The organism is Thauera chlorobenzoica, assembly GCF_001922305.1.
GTDB lineage: Bacteria > Pseudomonadota > Gammaproteobacteria > Burkholderiales > Rhodocyclaceae > Thauera > Thauera chlorobenzoica.
In genome coordinates this window covers 1,718,812-1,735,539 of record NZ_CP018839.1, presented here as the reverse complement: position 1 = coordinate 1,735,539, position 16,728 = coordinate 1,718,812, and the positions used below count along the sequence as shown (strand labels likewise).

Below are 16,728 nucleotides of genomic sequence, written 5' to 3'. Positions count from 1 at the left end.
CGAGGCCGGCTTCGCCGCTCGTTTCCGATTTCCTGGAGCTCCGCCTCATGAACACGCCTCCCCGCGCCGTCGTCCTCCTCTCCGGCGGCCTCGATTCCGCCACCTGCCTCGCGATCGCCCGCGACCAGGGATTCGAGACCTACGCCCTGTCGGTCGCCTACGGCCAGCGCCACGCCGCCGAACTCACCGCCTCGAAGCGGGTCGCCGACGCCCTCGGTGCCCGCGAGCACCGCCTGGCGCGGGTCAACCTGGGCCAGTTCGGCGGCTCGGCGCTCACCGACCCCGCCATCGCCGTGCCCGAAGACGAAGGCGGCCACGAGGGCGAGTCGGCCATTCCGGTTACCTACGTGCCGGCACGCAACACGGTGATGCTGTCGATCGCGCTGGCCTGGGCGGAAGTGCTCGGCGCCAGCGACATCTTCGTCGGCGTCAACGCGGTGGACTATTCCGGCTACCCCGACTGCCGCCCCGAGTTCATCGCGGCCTTCGAGACCATGGCCAACCTCGCCACCCGGGCGGGCGTCGAAGGCGCCCGCCTGCGCATCCACGCGCCGCTGATCGCGCTGTCGAAAGCCGACATCATCCGCCGCGGCACCGCGCTCGGCGTGGACTACGGCCTCACCGTGACCTGCTACCAGGCCGACGACGCCGGCCGCGCCTGCGGCCGCTGCGAGGCCTGCCGCCTGCGCGCCGCCGGCTTCGCCGCCGCCGCCATCGACGACCCGACGCCATACCAGCCACACCTCGGCTGAAGCACACACGCGCTGCAGACGGCATTCCGCTGTTGACGCATCGGCAGCCATCTACTATGATTCGCGCTCGTTTTTCGGGTCGTTAGCTCAGTTGGTAGAGCAGCGGACTTTTAATCCGTTGGTCGCTGGTTCGAGCCCAGCACGGCCTACCAAGAAAACAAAGCGCTTAGGGCAATCCTCCGGGGTTGCCCTTTTTGCTTTCCGGCATCGTGTCGCCACCATGTGGCCAAATCCAGCAAGCCCCCGGCTGCCCTGTCGCTCTTGGCATCATCGTTTTTTCATCATGGCGTGCGCTTCTGTTCACGCGGGTCGGTGCCCTGGTCAATCAGGGGTTGCAGGCAGCGGGCTTCGGCGCACAGGGAAGCGTTCACGAACCGGCTGAACCGGATGCTGCAGCGCAAAAGGCGCATGGACGCAGGGCATAAAAAAGCGTATAGTTTCCCGCCGATGTCTAGAAAGATTGATATCCGCGTATTCAATCCTTCGACCGATCTTCGAGCGACTTCCCGGGCCTGCCAAACAGGCTCGCGATCAGGGCCTCAGTACCGAGACTCGATCCCCCGTAACGCAGCGCGCTCACGCTGTCCCGCACGCTGCTCACATCCGGTGCGCGTTTTGCGCGCCGCCGCACCGAACTTCGCCGGCCCGCCGTTCATGGTGCCGATACTGCCAGGCCGCTCGCCGCACCGATGCACAGTGCGGCCGCTGGCCTCCGGCTCGCTCCCGGCGGAAGCGAGTCTGCCCGGTACCGCGCCCGATCGCGCTGCACTGGCACAACGACAAGGAGCCCCGACATGGCCAAGGAAGAACTCATCGAAATGCATGGATCCGTTACCGAGGTGCTGCCCGACGGCCGCTACCGCGTCACCCTCGACAACGGCCACAACCTCATCGCCTACTCCGGCGGGAAGATGCGCAAGCACCATATCCGCATCATCGCCGGCGACAACGTATCGCTGGAAATGTCGCCCTACGACCTGAGCAAGGGCCGCATCACCTTCCGCCATCTGCCCGGCCGCCCGGCCGGCAGCGCAGCGGCTACGGCCCGCCCCGCACGGCGGCGCTGACCTCCCTTCCCACCCTCTCCCCGCACGCAAGAGGGAGTGGGTGCGGGGAGAGGGGAGCGTTCCCTCGCCGACGGTGGCACGAGAGCGGCAGGCACGGCAAAAAAGCATCGGCGCCGGGAGGATCGCATCGACGTCCGGTCCACGGCACAATCACTGCATCTGCCTGCCCGGCCACGGATGATGGGTCTTGCCCACGCCCGGCGCCTTCCGAGGAGAGTGCCATGTCCCTGCCCCCGCCCGCCACACCCGCCGAATTCGACAGCCTGCTGCCGGAAACGCGCATGGAGCGCCGCGACTTCGTCGCCACCCTCGCCGCCGCCGGCTTCGCTGCGGCGGTACTACCGGTACACGCCAGTACGCTGATCCACACCAGCGACGAAGGTCTCGACAGCGGCGATCTCGGCCTCCCCGTCACCGGCGGCGAACTGCCGGCCTACTTTGCCGCTCCCGCAGCCCGCGGCGGCCGCAGCCGGCTTCCCGTCGTGCTGGTGGTGCAGGAAATCTTCGGTGTGCACGCCCATATCCGCGACCTCTGCCGGCGCCTCGCCCGCCTGGGTTACCTGGCGGTCGCACCCGAGCTGTTCTTTCGCCAGGGCGATCCGCGCACCCTCGACAATGTCGGCGCAATCCTGCAGGAAATCGTCGCCAAGGTGCCCGACGCCCAGGTGATGGCCGACCTCGACGCCTGCGCCGACTGGGCCATGGCCCGGGGCGGCGACCCCGAACGCCTGGCGATCACCGGCTTTTGCTGGGGCGGGCGGATCACCTGGCTATACGCTGCACACAATCCCGGGCTCAAGGCCGGTGTGGCCTGGTACGGTCGTCTCGACGGTCCCCGGTCAGCACTGACGCCGCGGCACCCGGTCGATGTCGCTGCCGCCTTGCACGCGCCAGTGCTGGGCCTGTACGCCGGCCAGGACCAGGGAATTCCGCTCGCCGATGTGAACACGATGCGCGGCGCGCTGCAGCAAGCCGGCAGCAGTAGCACGATCGTCGTCTATCCCGATGCCCCCCACGCCTTCCACGCCGATTACCGGCCGAGCTACCGCAGGGACGAGGCCGAGGACGGCTGGCGGCGCATGCAGGCCTGGTTCGAAGCCCACCTCGGCTGAAACCAGCCCTGTCCTCCCGTGCCCGACCCCGTGACAGGCGCTCGCCGCTGCCACGGGGAACGCCGGCACCAGTGCAGCAGCGCGAACCAGGCCGCTGCCCGCCACCCAGCCGAACGCGAGACCGCACAGCACCGCCAGCACCGCACTGATCCAGCTCCACCACCGGCTGCGCATGTTGCCTCCACTCCACGACCTCCGGGCCGGAACGGCCTCCGGACGGGTCGCAGGTTGGACGCAGGCGAAGCGCTAGCGTTCCGGCGCTTGCGGAGACGCGGTGCGCTGGCCGATCTCGGCCAGCAGGCGCGCCGCCACCAGCCCGTTGACCAGGCCGAACACCACCGCGGCGAGGGCGAACACCGGCAGCAGGTAGAACACCCCGTCGTGCGGCACCAGCCACAGCCGCGCCACCACCAGCTGCGCGCCGATGTGGGCGAAGGCGGCGAGGATGCTGTGGCTGACCGGGCCGAACCAGCGCTGCGGCAGGTGCATCGCCAGCCCCAGCACCACCAGGCTGGCAATCGCCCCCGACAGGCTGAGGAAGAAGCCCGGGGCGAGGAACTGGCCGAGCAGCAGGCTGCCAGCGAGCACGCGCAGCAGCGACACCCACACCGCCTCGCGCCAGCCCCAGCGCGCCAGCACCACCAGGGTGACGATGTTCGCCAACCCCGGCTTGACTCCCGGCAAGGGCAGCGGAATCGCCGCCTCGGCGACGGTGAGCACGATCGCCGCCGCCGCATGGCGGGCGATGCGCCGGTCCTCGACCGTAGGCGTCAGTTCAATAGCTGAGGGTGTCATAGTTCGCGCTCCGCCCGGTGAGACTGAGGCTGACTTCGTTGGGGGCGCAGATCGCCACCGCGCCGGCCTGGGTCAGCCAGCCCTGGCGCACGCAGTACTGGCGCGGACCGGGATCGGCAGCGACGCGTGCGCGCCCGGGCTGGATCTCGATCAGGGTCACGCCGAGCGGACCAGGGACCTCGACCAGGCGCGCGCGCGACAGATCGAGTTCCGCCACCACCCGGCCGCCGGCGCGAATCACCGCGCCATCCGGCGCCCCGCCCTGCCACAGCACGAGCACCGCATGGATGCACAGCACCAGGCCGGCGCAGACGACGACCACGTCACCGGGGCGCAGCAGCGTCCTCCACTGGGTAAAGCCGAATTTCACGCCGCCGGCCCGGGCGCCGCATCATTGGCCCCGGCGGCCGCACGGTCGGCGATCCGGCGCGCATCGGAGCGATGGCGGACGATGACCTCGAGCCGGCCGCGGAACTGGGTGGCGAGCCACTCGGCGAGGTACACCGAGCGGTGCTGGCCCCCGGTGCAGCCGATCGCCACGGTGAGATAGCTGCGGTTGTCACCGACGTAGGCGGGCAGCCAGTCGGCGAGGAAGCGGCGGATGTCCTCGCCCATGCGGGCGACTTCGGGAATCGTGCGCAGGAAGTCGATCACCGGCTGATCGCGCCCGGTGAGCGGACGCAGCCGGGGGTCGTAGTGCGGGTTGGGCAGGCAGCGCACATCGAACACCAGGTCGGCATCGAGCGGAATGCCGTACTTGAAGCCGAAGGACTCGAACATCAGGGTCAGGCCTTCGGCCGGTGCCAGATCGATGAAGCCCTTCACCCAGGCGCGCAGCGTGTTGGCAAGCAGGTCGCTGGTGTCGATGCGGTGGCCGAGTTCGGCGATGCTGGCAAGCGCATCGCGCTCGCGCTGGATCGCCTCCTCCAGGGTCACGCCGCCGACGGCGAGCGGATGACGGCGGCGGGTTTCGGAAAAGCGCGCGATCAGCGCATCGTCGCGTGCCTCGAGGAAGATGAAACGCAGATCGGCCCCGCTCCGGCGCAGGGCGGCGACCTCCTGCGGCAGCACCTCGATGCTCGCCCCCGATCGCATGTCCACCACCACCGCGACCCGCTCCCCGCCGGCGCTGCGCAGATGGTCGACGAGCTCGGGCAGCAGTGCCGCCGGAAGGTTATCCACCACGTAATAGCCGGCGTCCTCGAGGACGTTGAGCGCAATGCTCTTGCCCGAACCGGAAAGCCCGCTGATGAGTACGATCTGCATGGTCCTGCACATGAAAAAGCCCGCCGACACTATAACGCAGCGCCGGCGGGCGGGGTCTCGGCAGCGCCCGGCTCAGGTTTCGCGCACGCCCCGCTCGAAGCGTTCGACCCACAGCTCGGCGTGTTCGATCCCCAGCGGGCGGGGATCGAACACCGGCACCGTCCGCCCCCGCGCCTGCTGTGCCTCGTAGTCCTCGAGCGCGGCCAGCGCCGGCTTGCGCAACGCCAGGATGGCGGCGATGTTGAGCCAGGCCATGATCCCGACACCGATGTCGCCCAGCCCCCAGGCGAGGTCGCTGGTGCGCACGCAGCCGTACAGCGCGGAGGCGATCAGCGCCACCCGCAGCACGAAGACCAGCACATCCGAGTGCAAGCTGCGGGTCAGGTAGGCAAGATTGGTTTCGGCGATGTAGTAATACGCGAGCACGGTGGTGAACGCGAAGAAGAACAGGGCGACGGCGACGAACACGGCACCGAAGCCCGGCAGCACGGTCTCCATCGCCGCCTGGGTGTAGCCGGTGCCGGCGGCGATGCCCGCCAGCCCGGTGAATACCGGCTGGCCTTCCGCGCCCATGACGTTGTAGGTGCCGGTGATCAGGATCATGAACGCGGTGGCCGAACACACGAACAAGGTGTCGACATACACCGAGAACGCCTGTACCAGACCCTGCGCCGCCGGATGCGGCACTTCGGCCGCCGCCGCCGCATGCGGGCCGCTGCCCTGGCCGGCCTCGTTCGAATACACCCCGCGCTTCACTCCCCACTGGATGGCAAGGCCGATCATGGCGCCGAAACCGGCCTCGAAGCCGAATGCGGAAGACAGGATCAGGCCGACCACGGCGGGCACTTTCTCGACGTTGAGCAGCACCACCACGGCCGCCGCCAGGATATAGCCCAGCGCCATGAAGGGGACGACGACCTGGGTGACCTGGGCGATGCGGCGTACCCCGCCGAAGATGATCAGCCCGAGCAGGATCACGATCACCGTGCCGGTCACCGCCGGAGCGATGCCGAAGGCGTTTTCCATGCCGGCTGCGATGCTGTTGGTCTGAACTCCGGGGAGCAGGATGCCGCACGCGAGCAAGGTCGCGAGCGCGAACACCACCGCATAGACGCGCCAGCCCAGGCCCTTCTCGATGTAGTAGGCGGGGCCGCCGCGGTACAGGCCGTGGTGCTCGGTCTTGTAGATCTGGCCGAGCGTCGATTCGATGTAGGCGGTGGCGGCGCCGAGAAACGCGACCATCCACATCCAGAAGATCGCCCCCGGCCCGCCAAAGCCGATCGCCGTGGCGACACCGGCGATGTTGCCGGTCCCGACCCGGCCCGACAGGGCGATGGTCAGCGCCTGGAAGGACGACACCCCGGCGGCCGAGCTTTTGCCGCGAAAGATCGCGCGCAGCATCTCGCCAAGATGGCGCACCTGCATGAAGCGGGTCCGGATCGAGAAATACAACCCCACCAGCAGGCACAGATAGACGAGGGCGGGGCTCCACACCCAGCCGTTGATCCAGTCGACGGATTCTTGCATGGGATCGGTTCCGGAACGGAGAAGGCCCGATTGTATCGCCCGTTCCCGTGCTCCGGCAGCGGGAAGCCCGGACCCGAGCTGTTGCCCGGGCACCGCAAAGGCTGGCGATCGGGCGGCACGCGCCCTCATCATATCGGCTCATGCCGCCATGTATAATTTCGATCCTGCTGCCATCGACTGGGCGCGCCGGCAGACTGCCGGAGCCGCCCCTTCGCCCTGTCGGCCCACCGCCCCACCCGCCTTCGTGCAGGAGTCATGAGCGATGCGCTCGGACGAACTCGATTTCCACTCGCTGATCGACTTCCTGCCGGAGACCGGCTCGATCAGCTTCTGCGGGCGCCGGGCGATCCTGGTCCATGCCGACTCGATGGGCGCGCTGCGCAAGGAGCTGGTCGAGACCGTCGGCCTCGACATCGCCAAGGTCATCCTCACCCGCTACGGCTTCAGCTGCGGCTACGAGGACGCCGAGCTGCTCGCCGGCTACATGCACCCCGACAGCCTCGAGGAATTCATTCTCGGTGGTCCGCGCACCCACATGTTCTCGGGTATCGCCGAAGTCGAGCCGGGGCATCCCGAGATCGACCATGACCACGGCCGCTACCGCATGAGCGGACGCTGGCGCCACTCCTACGAGGCCGAGCAGCACCTGCGCCTGTTCGGACGTTCGGAAGATCCGGTGTGCTGGACCCTCACCGGCTACGCCTCGGGCTTCGCCTCGCGCGTGCTCGACGCCGACATGATCTGCGTCGAGCACGCCTGCGAAGGCCGTGGCGATGCGCATTGTGCATGGACGCTGATGAACGCCAGCGACTGCGCCCCCGAACTGGCCGGGCTGCGCGAATACTTCAAGCCGCTCAACATCCGTGACCGCATCAACGTGCTCGAGAGCCGCGTGCTCGAGCGCACGCGCGAACTGGAAGCTTCCGAGCAACGCTACCGCAACCTGATCGAAGACCTGCCGGAGATGGTGTTCGCGCTCCACGCCTCGGGCCGCCTGCTGCACCTGAACAAGGCCGCACGCCTGCGCTTGGGGGTAAGCGAGGCGCAGCTGCCGACGCTGCGCCTGAAGGACCTGGTACGGCCCGAATACGTCGCCCGCGCCGCCGGCTTCCTCAAGGACATCGCGATCCGGCGCAGCACCACCGACATCGACGTGGTCATGAGCGACGCCGCCGGCCGCCCCTTCCCGGTGCGCCTGCAGGTCGAACCGGTATTCAAGGACGACAAGATCGTCGGCTACAGCGGCCTCGCGCTCGACATCAGCGCCCAGCTCGAGCGCGAGCGCGCGCTCACCGAGTACGCGCGCCAGCTCGAATCGCGCGAGCAGCAGATCCAGGACGTGATCAACGACGCCGTCTACATCCTCGACGGCAGTGGCCGGCTGGCCTTCATCAACGCGCGCATGGCCGAGCTGCTCGGCACCGCTCCCGAAGCGGCGCTCGGCCGCCCGGTCGGCGAACTGATGCCCGCCGCCTCCGCCACCCGCATCGACAAGGACTTCGCCCGCCGCATCGGCGGCGAAAGCGGCCAGCCGTTCGAGATCATGCTGCCGCAGGGCGATGGCGGCAGTGTGCTGCTGGAAGTGAACTCAGCGCTGTTCGTCGGCAACGACACCGCCGACGGCGTGATCGGCGTGGCGCGCGACATCACCGCCCGCCGCCAGATGGAGCAGCAGCTCGCCCAGGCCAACCGCCTGAGCGCGCTCGGCCAGTTCGCCTCCGGCGTCGCCCACGAAATCAACAACCCGCTCGGCCTCGTGTCCGGCTACGCCGAGGAGCTGCAGGCGCTGCTCGACACCAGCGCCGGAAGCAAGGACATTCCCCAGCTCGAGACCCTGCGCCGCGGGCTGGTGACGATCCAGCAGCAGGCCCACCGCTGCAAGGCGATCACCGACAACCTGCTGTCGTTCTCGCGGCGCCAGAGCGCGGCGCTGGAGACGGTCGATGTCGGCCTGTTCCTCGCCGAACGGCTGGCCTTCTTCAACGACGCCGGCCTGACCCGGGGCGTCGAGGTCGCGGTGGCGATCGAACCCGGGCTGCCCCCGGCACTCGCCAGCCCGGCCCTGCTCGAACAGGTCGTCCAGAACCTGCTGAAGAACGCGCGCGACGCGATGAACGGCAAGGGCCGCATCGAACTCGGCGTGCGCAACACCGCCGAAGGCATCGAAATCGAGGTCGGCGACGAAGGCCCGGGACTGGCGCCCGGCGTCATCGAGCACGTGTTCGACCCGTTCTTCACCACCAAGGCGCCGGGCAAGGGCACCGGGCTCGGCCTGTCGATCTGCTATTCGATCATGAACGAGATCCACGGCCGCATCAGCTGTGGCAACCGGGCGCAGGGCGGGGCCTGGTTCCGCGTGCTGCTGCCGTGCGCGGACGACACTCCGGGAGGCGGCGCGCATGGGCAATAACCGGCACGTCCTCGTCGTCGACGACGAGGAGCTGTACCGCGAACTGCTGTCGGGCCGCCTGACCCGGCAAGGCTACCGCGTCAGCGAAGCCGCCGACGGGGTGGGCGCCCTTCAGCACATCGAGCGCACCGGCATCGACCTCGCGCTGATCGACATCAAGATGCCGGGGATGGACGGCATCGAGCTGCTCGGGCGGATCAAGCAGCTCGCGCCCCAGATCGAAGTCGTCGTCCTCACCGGCCACGGCAGCGTCGACACCGCGATCGCGGCGATGAAGCTGGGCGCTTTCGATTATCTGACCAAACCCTACAAGCTCACCGAGCTCGACCTGATCGTCGAGCGCGCCCTTGACCGGCGCACCCTCGCCCTTCGCTGCGAGGCCCTCAGCGCCGAAGTGAAGCGCCTGCGCCAGTCCGACGACGCCGAGATGGTCGGTCGCAGCGCAGCGTGGCAGCAGATGCTCGAGCGCGTGCACCGCGCCGCACCGCTCGATCTGCCGGTGCTGGTGACCGGCGAGAGCGGTGCCGGCAAGGAAGTCGTCGCCGCCGCGCTGCACCGCTGGAGCAAACGTGCCGGCGAAGCCTACGTCCCGCTCAATTGCGGGCTGCTCGAAGGCGAACTGGTCGAAAGCGAGCTGTTCGGCCACAAGCGCGGCGCCTTCACCGGCGCCACCGGCGATCGCGAGGGCCTGTTCGAGGTCGCCAGCGCCGGCACCCTGTTCCTCGACGAGATCGGCGAACTGCCGGCTTCGTGCCAGGCCAAGCTGCTGCGCGTGCTCGACAGCGGTGAATTCCGCCAGCTCGGCGCCTCGGCGCTGCGCCACACCGAGGCACGGGTGATCGCCGCCACCCACCGCGACCTCGAAGCCCTGGTCGAGCAAGGCCGTTTCCGCCACGATCTGCTGTACCGGCTCAACGTCGTACACATCCAGGTGCCGCCACTGCGCGAACGCCGCGAGGACATTCCGCTGCTGGTCGAACATCTGATGCGCCGCGCCCTGCGCCGCAATGCAAGCGGCCCGGTGCCGCGCCTGAGTCCCTGCGCAATGGCCCGCCTGATCGACTACCCCTGGCCCGGCAACGTGCGCGAACTGCGCAACGTCATCGAGCGCCTGCTGGTGTTCGGCGACGGCGAGGTCATCGATGCCGCCATCACGAACTCGATCCTGTCGACACCCGGCGAGGCTCCGGCCGCGACTTCGCCCGCCGGCTTCAGCCGCATCGCACCGCTCGCCGAAGTCGAACAGGCCTACATCCGCTGGGTCGTCGACGCCCTCGAAGGCAACGTCAGCGCCGCCGCCGCCCGCCTGGGCGTCGCCCGATCGACGATCTACCGCAACCTGAAGCCGAAGGTGGACAGGCCCGCGCACTGAAGTGCTGTCGCATTTTGCAACACCGTTGCAGGCTGCAACGCTTGCCCAGAACCCACTGACAGCAAGGGATTTCCACCGCCGGCGCCGCTTTCACGCAATGCCCTGTAGCGCATTGCGACATCATCGGAATTCCATTTCCCGCCACGAGATAAAATAAATATTTGTTTTATCTGTGTATTTGTATTTTTAACAAACCTGGCCCGAGCCTTGCTTTGTCTTTCTCCAAGGGAACACCGTAATCCCAGTACAGGAGGAGACGAATGCATTCAGTATCGAAACTGGCCCTGGCCTGTCTCGCGGCAAGCGCGATGCACGTCGCGGCCGCACAGGACGGCCCCGCACAACCGGTCGATCCGGTCTACGCCAAGGTGTGCAGCTACTGCCACGACCAGGGCATCGGCCCGGCGATCCTCGGACGACAGCTGCAGCCCGCCTACATCGAGCACGTGGTGCGCTACGGTTTTCGCGCGATGCCCAGCTTCCGCCCCGCGGAAATCGACGACAAGGCCCTCGCCGGCGTCATCCAGTGGGTGTCGGCCTCGCCTGCCGGCGGCCCGAAATAGGTGGCCGCCATGGACCGACGTGAATTTTTCCGCCGTGCCGGCGGCGGCGCATCACTCGCCGCGTTGTCGACTTCGGCGCTGTCCTTCCAGAATGTGAATTTCGCCGCCGGGCGCACGCAGCTGATCCTCCTCGGCCAGGGTGACCTGCCTGCCGCAGTGGCGCTGGCACGCCGGGTGGAAGAAGCATTTCACGGTGCCGGCCTGCGCACGGCGGTGCTGCTGCCCGGTCGCAGCGAACTGCGCCGCATCGACAGCCTCGACGCCCTGCTCGACCATCCGCCCGGAACCCCCTTGCTCGGCATCATGGACGATGCCGCCGCGGTCATCTTCCAGGCCGTCGCCGGCAGCCGTGGTGCGCACTCGCTGGCGAGCGCCCATCACCGCAGCAGTAGCAGCGCCACACGTCACTGCTGCAGCGCCGCCGGATACCCGCAGCCGATCACCTGGAACGGAGCCGGGGATGACCAGGCGCAGCACGTCGGGCAGTTCTACCTTGCCGCCCTCGGCGAGCGCACCGCCCCCCCCGCCTCGATCCGGCCCGCAGCCGCCATCACTGCCGCAGAGGGCGCGCTGGCGTCCTTCCTGATCCGGCTCTGAAGCGCTGCCCACGCCCCCGCAACCTCATCCGCATCCTGGAGAAGAAATGAGCACACCCAAGCGCACCCTCCTGCCCAAGGGCGTCAGCGCGAGCGATTTCGACAAGGCGCTCACCGAGATCCGCGCCATCGTCGGCGACGCCCACGTCCTTGCCGACACGCCGCAGCTCGCCCCCTACAACAAGATCATGATGCCGGTGCCCGACGAGCAGCACGCGCCCTCGGCCGCGGTGATGCCTGACAGCGTCGAGCAGGTGCAGGCGATCATGCGCATCCTGAACAAGCGCCGGATCCCGGTGTACCCGATCTCCACCGGCAAGAACCTCGGCTACGGCTCGGCGGCGCCGGTCGAGCGCGGCCAGCTCGTCCTCGACCTGCGCCGCATGAACCGCATCCTCGACGTGGACGCCGAGCTGTGCACCGCGCTGGTCGAACCCGGCGTCACCTACCAGCAGCTCTACGACTACCTGCAGGAAAAGAAGCTGCCGCTGTGGTTCTCCTGCCCCGCGCCCTCGGTGATCGCCGGCCCGCTCGGCAACATGGTCGACCGCGGTGTCGGCTACACCCCCTACGGCGAGCACTTCCTGTTCTCGTCCGGCATGGAGGTGGTGCTCGCCGACGGCGAGGTGCTGCGCACCGGCATGGGCTCGATGCCCAATTCCAACACCTGGCAGGTGTTCAAGTGGGGCTACGGGCCGACCCTCGACGGCATCTTCACCCAGTCGAACTACGGCGTCGTCACCAAGATGGGGATGTGGCTGATGCCGGCCCCGCCCGACTACCGCCCCTTCCTGATCCAGTACCCCGAAGACACCGACATCACCAAGATCGTCGACGCGCTGCGCCCGCTGCGCATCGCGATGGTGATCCCGAACGCGGTGGTAATCGCGCACACGCTGTGGGAGGCACCCTGCTCCAAGGTCAACCGCGCCGACTACCACCCGGGACCGGGAGCGATCACCGACGACGAAGTCAAGCGCATCCGCAAGGACCACAACATCGGCGCGTGGAACGTCTATGCCGCGCTCTACGGCACCGCCGAGACCAACGACGCCCACTGGAAGATCATCGAAGCGGTCGCCGCGGCCACCGGCGGCAAGCTGGTCACCGAGTCCGCGGACGAAGGCGGGCGTGCCACCCAGTACCGCTTCGACCTGATGAAAGGCAAGCCCAATCTCGGCGAATTCGATCTCTACAACTGGCGCGGAGGCGGCGGTTCGGTGTGGTTCGCCCCGGTATCGCAGGCCAAGGGCAGCGAGACCCTGAAGCAGATGAAGCTGGCCAAGGACATCCTCGCCAAGTACGGCTTCGACTACGTCGGCGAGTTCATCGTCGGCTGGCGCGACATGCACCACGTCATCGACCTGCTGTTCGACCGCAGCGACGACGAGCAGACGCGCAACGCCTACGCCTGCTACGACGAGCTGCTCCACGCCTTCGCCCGCGAAGGCTATGGCGTCTATCGCGCCAACACCGCCTTCGCGGAAAAGGTCGCTGCCACCTACGGCCCGGTCAAGCGCGACGTCGAGCGCCGCCTCAAGCGCGCCCTCGACCCGAACAACATCATCGCTCCGGGGCGCTGCGGGATCAGCCTGTGAGTATCAGCACGACACCGCAACACGCTTTCCGCAACCACAACCTTCAGCGATCGCCGGCCGTGCCGCCCCTACGGCGGGAACGGCGGCGGTCGACGATCGAGGAGTGAGACACCATGACTGACATCCGCATGCTGATCGGTGGCGAGCCACGCGCCGCCGCCAACGGCGCCACTTTCGAGCGCCGCAATCCCCTCGACCACAGCGTCGCCACACGCGCACCGGCCGCCACCGCCGCCGATGCAGTCGCCGCGGTCGACGCCGCCGCCGCAGCGTTTCCGGCCTGGGCCGCGCTGGGGCCGGGCGAACGGCGCGCCCTGCTGCTGAAGGCCTCCCAGGCACTTGAGGCCAAGGGCGAGGCGATCGCCGCGGCAATGGCCGCCGAAACCGGTGCATCCGGAATCTGGGCCGGGTTCAACGTCCACCTGGCCGCCGGCATGCTGCTCGAAGCCGCGTCGCTGACCACCCGGATCAACGGCGAGCTGATTCCTTCCGACGTCCCCGGCAACGTGGCGATGGCGGTGCGTCAGCCCGCCGGCGTGGTGCTCGGCATCGCCCCGTGGAACGCACCGGTGATCCTCGGCGTGCGCGCCATCGCCACCCCGCTCGCCTGCGGCAACACCGTGGTGCTCAAGGGCTCGGAGCTGTGCCCTGCCACCCACGGCCTGATCATCGAGGCGCTGCAGGAAGCCGGCCTGCCGCCGGGCGTGGTCAACTTCGTCACCAACGCCCCGGCCGATGCTGGCGCGGTGGTCGAAGCGATGGTCGCCCACCCCGCGCTGCGCCGGGTCAACTTCACCGGCTCGACCCGGGTCGGGCGCCTGATCGCGCAGACCTGCGCCAAATACCTCAAGCCCGCGGTGCTCGAACTGGGCGGCAAGGCGCCGCTGGTGGTGCTCGACGACGCCGACCTCGACGCCGCGGTGGCCGCGGCGACCTTCGGCGCCTTCGCCAACTCGGGGCAGATCTGCATGTCGACCGAGCGCATCATCGTGGACGCCGCCGTCGCCGACGACTTCGTCGAACGCCTCGCTGCCCGCGCCCGCGCCCTGCCGCTGGGCGACCCGCGCCGGGGTCCGGTGGTGCTCGGCTCGGTGGTGGACATGGGCACGGTCGAACGCTGCAACGCGCTGATCGACGACGCCCTGGCCAAGGGCGCCACCCTGGTCTGCGGCGGCAAGGCCGACAGCACCCTGATGCCCGCCACCCTGCTCGATCACGTGAGCGCCGAGATGCGCATCTACCACGAGGAGACCTTCGCCCCGGTGAAGGGCATCGTTCGCGTGCGCGGCGTCGACGAGGCCGTTGCCTGCGCCAACGACAACCCCTTCGGGCTCGCCGCGGCGGTCTTCGGGCGCGACCTCGCACGCGCCTGGCAGGTGGCGTCGCGCATCCAGTCGGGGATCTGCCACATCAACGGCCCCACCGTCCACGACGAAGCGCAGATGCCCTTCGGCGGGGTCAAGGATTCGGGCTACGGCCGCTTCGGCGGCCAGGCCGGCGTCGATGCCTTCACCGAGCTGCGCTGGATCACGATGCAGACCACGGCGCGCCATTACCCGTTCTGATTTCCGGATCCGCATGCCACTTATCGAGAGGATGCGGATCCTTGCGATAGCCCGAAGCGAAGCGCGAAAAGTATGAAGTCCAGCAATATCCTCGGTGAGATTTTTCACGAATTTCTCAAGCAGCCGGAAAATGCTTTTCTTCTGCACTGCGCAAAGCGTGTTGCGTCACCCGAATCAAGCCCGCATTTTTGTAGGAGCAGTCACTTCCCGCACCGCAACATCAGTGCATTAGAAAAATGACTGGCATGATCCATGCTTTTTATCCGAAGAAACTGAAGATCAGTTCACATCATTATTAAAAGCGGGTGGCTGCTGTTCATTAATCCGGCCATTCGAAATGTTCCTGCAACAAACCTGCCGCCGTGACTGGCTACAGGCAAAAAAAGCCGCAGTTATATTTGCTCAAGGAGGAAGACATGAACGACAAGCCGTCCCGTTTCGATCCCGGCTTCGCGCCGCGGGTTTCACCCATCGGCAGGGCCGTCGCCACCGTTTGCGCCGGCATGGCAATTTCAGGCGCGGCGTTCGGCTTCACCATCGACACGGGCAATTCCGACCTGTCGGTGCGCTGGGACAACACACTCAAGTACAACGCCAGCTGGCGGGTCGAGGAGGCGGACGGCAGCGGGCCCGCCTCGGACGCGGGGGCGCAGATCAACACCAACGACGGCGACCGCAATTTCAGCCGCGGCCTGATTTCGAACCGTCTCGACCTGCTCTCCGAATTCGACCTGCGTTATCGCAACAACATGGGCTTCCGGGTCAGCGGCGCCGCCTGGTACGACCAGGTGTACAACGAATCCAACGACCGCAGCCAACGCTACGCCTGGTCGCTCAATCAGCGCTCGGCCGATTTCGACGAATTCACCACCGCCACCGAAAAGCTCCACGGGCGCAAGGCGGAGTTCCTCGATGCCTTCGTCTATGGCCGCACCGAGATCGCCGGCAAGGGCCTGAACCTGAAGGCGGGGCGCTTCACCCAGCTCTACGGCGAAACTTTGTTCTTCGGCGCGAACGGCATCGCCGGCGCCCAGACCCCGCTCGATCTGGCGCGTGCGCTGTCGGTACCGAACTCGCAGTTCAAGGAAGTGGCGCGCCCGGTCGGACAGGTTTCGGCGCAGCTGCAGCTCAGCCCCGACGTGTCGATCGGCGCCTATTACCAGTACGAATGGCGCGACTCGCGTCTGCCGGGGGCGGGAAGCTATTTCGCGTTTGCAGATTTCGCCGGTGCCGGCGGCGAGTTTCTGTACGGGCCGTTCGGGCCGAACGGCACGCTGCGCCGGGGCGATGACATGGATGCGAAGGACTCCGGTCAGGGCGGTATTCAGGTCAAGTTCCGTGCCGGCGACACCGAGTACGGGCTGTACGCCGCCCAGTTCCACGACAAGCTGCCGCAGTTCTACATCCGCCCCGGCGTGAACGCCGATCCGGGCCGCGGCGTGGATGGCGACTACGTCCTCGTCTATGCGGAGAACATCCGCACCATCGGCGCCAGCTTTGCCACGCTGGTGGGGGAGACCAACGTCTCGGGCGAACTGTCGTTCCGTGAAAACCAGCCGCTGGTCGCCACGGGCAACGTCGCGCTCGGCCTGGGCGGGGCGGACAACGACGACGATGCCACCTTTCCGAAAGGCAAGACGATGCACCTGAGCCTGTCGGCAATCAGTGTGTTGCCGGCCAATGCGCTGTGGGACGGGGCCGCCTTCGTCGGCGAGTTCGCCTACAACCGGGTGCTCAGCGTCACCGACAACCGGGCCGCGCTCGACCCGAATGCCACCCGCGAAGCCAGCGCGATCCAGTTCGTGTTCACCCCGGAATATTTCCAGGTCGCGCCCGGGCTCGATCTGCAGGTGCCGATCGGCGTGAACTACGGCCTGGCCGGACGCTCCTCGGTCAATGGCGTGCTGTTCCCGGCGGAGAACGGCGGCAGCCTGAGCATCGGGGTGAAGGCCGATTACCGCAAGACCTGGCAGGGCGGGCTGAACTACACCCACTACATCGGCTCCTCGGGTTCGATCGTCAATCCGGCCGGAGAGCTGTCCTATGACAATTTCCACGGCGACCGCGACTTCGTGTCGCTCACGATCCAGCGCACGTTCTGATTC

14 protein-coding genes and 1 tRNA gene are annotated in these 16,728 nt (G+C 67.7%); 11 read left to right on the top strand and 4 right to left on the bottom strand.

Annotation, left to right across the window (positions count from 1 at the left end; genetic code table 11):
* The first annotated feature begins 47 nt into the window (after positions 1–47).
* The 4 genes from queC (at position 48) to Tchl_RS08000 (ending at position 2,931) form a co-directional block, all read left to right on the top strand.
* Entirely contained in the window at positions 48–752 is a 705-nt protein-coding gene (gene queC / locus Tchl_RS08015) for a 7-cyano-7-deazaguanine synthase QueC (RefSeq protein WP_075147941.1), read from the top strand.
* 76 nt (positions 753–828) lie between these two features.
* Positions 829–904: transfer RNA gene (locus tag Tchl_RS08010), tRNA-Lys, on the top strand.
* A 642-nt stretch (positions 905–1,546) separates the two neighbouring features.
* Complete coding sequence (infA, locus tag Tchl_RS08005) at positions 1,547–1,819, top strand: translation initiation factor IF-1 (RefSeq protein WP_075147940.1); 273 nt, start codon at positions 1,547–1,549, stop codon at positions 1,817–1,819.
* Between the two features lie 221 nt (positions 1,820–2,040).
* A complete protein-coding gene (locus Tchl_RS08000; RefSeq protein WP_075147939.1) occupies positions 2,041–2,931 on the top strand; it encodes a dienelactone hydrolase family protein in 891 nt (296 codons plus the stop codon).
* A gap of 246 nt (positions 2,932–3,177) precedes the next feature.
* Here Tchl_RS08000 and Tchl_RS07995 read toward each other — a convergent pair whose 3' ends face one another.
* The 4 genes from Tchl_RS07995 to Tchl_RS07980 form a co-directional block, all read right to left on the bottom strand.
* Entirely contained in the window at positions 3,178–3,726 is a 549-nt protein-coding gene (locus Tchl_RS07995; RefSeq protein ID WP_232311700.1) for a Gx transporter family protein, read from the bottom strand.
* Positions 3,707–4,096, bottom strand: a complete 390-nt coding sequence (locus tag Tchl_RS07990; protein WP_075147938.1) for a NusG domain II-containing protein — start codon at positions 4,094–4,096, stop codon at positions 3,707–3,709. The genes Tchl_RS07995 and Tchl_RS07990 overlap by 20 nt, the downstream gene beginning before the upstream one ends.
* Complete coding sequence (gene rapZ, locus Tchl_RS07985) at positions 4,093–4,992, bottom strand: RNase adapter RapZ (protein ID WP_075147937.1); 900 nt, start codon at positions 4,990–4,992, stop codon at positions 4,093–4,095. The genes Tchl_RS07990 and rapZ overlap by 4 nt, the downstream gene beginning before the upstream one ends.
* A 72-nt stretch (positions 4,993–5,064) precedes the next feature.
* Complete coding sequence (locus Tchl_RS07980) at positions 5,065–6,519, bottom strand: alanine/glycine:cation symporter family protein (protein ID WP_075147936.1); 1,455 nt, start codon at positions 6,517–6,519, stop codon at positions 5,065–5,067.
* A gap of 262 nt (positions 6,520–6,781) precedes the next feature.
* Between Tchl_RS07980 and Tchl_RS07975 the strand changes: the two genes are divergently transcribed.
* The 7 genes from Tchl_RS07975 to Tchl_RS07945 all read left to right on the top strand — a co-directional run bounded on the left by Tchl_RS07975 (position 6,782) and on the right by Tchl_RS07945 (position 16,725).
* Positions 6,782–8,929 carry a XylR N-terminal domain-containing protein gene (locus Tchl_RS07975; protein WP_075147935.1) on the top strand — a complete coding sequence of 716 codons (2,148 nt, stop codon included), beginning with the start codon at positions 6,782–6,784 and terminating at the stop codon, positions 8,927–8,929.
* On the top strand, positions 8,919–10,301 hold the full coding sequence (locus Tchl_RS07970) for a sigma-54-dependent transcriptional regulator (protein ID WP_075147934.1): 1,383 nt from the start codon (positions 8,919–8,921) through the stop codon (positions 10,299–10,301). Before Tchl_RS07975 ends, Tchl_RS07970 begins: the two co-directional genes overlap by 11 nt.
* A gap of 260 nt (positions 10,302–10,561) precedes the next feature.
* Positions 10,562–10,864 carry a c-type cytochrome gene (locus Tchl_RS07965; RefSeq protein ID WP_075147933.1) on the top strand — a complete coding sequence of 101 codons (303 nt, stop codon included), beginning with the start codon at positions 10,562–10,564 and terminating at the stop codon, positions 10,862–10,864.
* Between the two features lie 9 nt (positions 10,865–10,873).
* On the top strand, positions 10,874–11,461 hold the full coding sequence (locus tag Tchl_RS07960; protein WP_075147932.1) for a hypothetical protein: 588 nt from the start codon (positions 10,874–10,876) through the stop codon (positions 11,459–11,461).
* 46 nt (positions 11,462–11,507) lie between these two features.
* Positions 11,508–13,058 (top strand): FAD-binding oxidoreductase, encoded by a 1,551-nt coding sequence (locus tag Tchl_RS07955; RefSeq protein ID WP_075147931.1) that lies wholly within the window; start codon positions 11,508–11,510, stop codon positions 13,056–13,058.
* A gap of 113 nt (positions 13,059–13,171) precedes the next feature.
* Positions 13,172–14,623 carry an aldehyde dehydrogenase gene (locus Tchl_RS07950; protein WP_075147930.1) on the top strand — a complete coding sequence of 484 codons (1,452 nt, stop codon included), beginning with the start codon at positions 13,172–13,174 and terminating at the stop codon, positions 14,621–14,623.
* 416 nt (positions 14,624–15,039) lie between these two features.
* On the top strand, positions 15,040–16,725 hold the full coding sequence (locus Tchl_RS07945) for a DUF1302 domain-containing protein (protein WP_075147929.1): 1,686 nt from the start codon (positions 15,040–15,042) through the stop codon (positions 16,723–16,725).
* The last annotated feature ends 3 nt before the right edge of the window (positions 16,726–16,728 follow it).